At 46.2% G+C, this 1,402-nt stretch carries 2 protein-coding genes; both read left to right on the top strand.

Annotation, left to right across the window (positions count from 1 at the left end):
• Positions 1-360, top strand: a 360-nt coding sequence (gene trmB, locus A3761_RS23505) for a tRNA (guanosine(46)-N7)-methyltransferase TrmB (RefSeq protein WP_068751018.1), incomplete at its 5' end; no start/stop codon positions are given.
• A gap of 52 nt (positions 361-412) precedes the next feature.
• On the top strand, positions 413-1,378 hold the full coding sequence (locus tag A3761_RS23500) for a GNAT family N-acetyltransferase (protein ID WP_068554061.1): 966 nt from the start codon (positions 413-415) through the stop codon (positions 1,376-1,378).
• Positions 1,379-1,402 lie beyond the last annotated feature (24 nt).

Genomic DNA, 1,402 nt, shown 5'->3' with positions numbered 1-1,402 from the left:
GACGCCAACGAAGTGCTGGCACGGAATATTGCTGATGATTCCGTTAGTCGCCTACAGCTTTTCTTTCCCGACCCATGGCATAAAGCACGCCATAATAAACGTCGCCTTGTACAGAGCGAGTTTGCTGAGCGAATCAGGTCAAAGCTTGAAATCGGAGGTGTCTTCCATATGGCAACAGACTGGGAGCCTTACGCAGAACATATGATGGAAGTGATGGAAGCCGCGCCAGGCTATGAAAACGTGGCCGGAGCCGGGCAATACTCTGAACGCCCTGAAAACCGCCCCTTAACTAAGTTTGAAAAGCGCGGTCAGCGTTTAGGGCATGGTGTTTGGGATTTGCTCTACCGACGTATTGCTTAAATACATAGAGTCTTCATAAGAAGCAATAATAGCTAAAACAAGGTTTGTATGTATGTCAGGGCACGATAACTCGAAAAGCACTGAAGGTGTTGTTGCTGAGATAGCGCCAAAAGAGTGCCGTGACCGTTTGAGAGCCGATATTGCCAACTGCGAGCTTCTGGGTGAAACCCAGGATGCCAAGAAAATATTGCTTTATCATCACCGCCAATCTTCGGTGCTAATGAATGAAATTGGCCGTTTGCGAGAAGAGTCCTTCCGCTTGGTGGGCGAAGGAACAGGGCGTGAACGTGATCTCGATGAGTACGATGCCCACTATATGCACATCGTCCTTTGGGATGAAGAGCAAGGTGAGGTGGTCGGCGCGTATCGCCTAAGAGGTACTGATCAGCTCGATGTACAGGAAGATTCTGATCGGCTGATTGTTAATTCTCCTCTTTATACTGCGAGCTTATTCGACTACTTACCAGCATCGCGTAGCATTCTAGAGCATGGGTTGGAGCTGGGCCGAAGTTTTGTTCAGCCACAATACTGGGGTTCCAAAAGCCTGGAATATTTGTGGTATGGCATCGCAGCCTTTCTTAGGCTACACCCTCAATACCGTTACTTGTTCGGCGCAGTAAGTATTAGCAATACCTTATCTGCACCAGCTAAAGACTTACTTATCTATTTCTATCAGCACTACTATGGAACTGAGACAAAGTATCTAGTCTGTCATCACCCATACCAGCTAAGTGAGGCTTCAAAAAAGCACCTAGATCAATTTTTTGAAGGTTTAGATCTAAAGGAAGGCTTCATTAAGCTCAAGAAACAGCTAAGGTATCTTGGCTTCGCTGTTCCTGTTTTATACAAACAGTATGCAGAATTGTCAGAACCAGGCGGGACGCGCTTTTTAGGCTTCAATATCGACTCGGACTTTAGTGATTGCGTTGACGGCTTTGTCGTGGTCGATATTGATCAAATGTCAGGACAAAAACGAAAACGCTATGGTTTGCTGACGCATCGGCTTGTTTCATCTTAGTATTATTGTTTGTTTGGGTCTCAT

Source organism: Oleiphilus sp. HI0123 (assembly GCF_001635315.1).
Note: the sequence above shows the minus strand (reverse complement) of the source record. Positions and strands in the feature narration are given on the sequence as shown.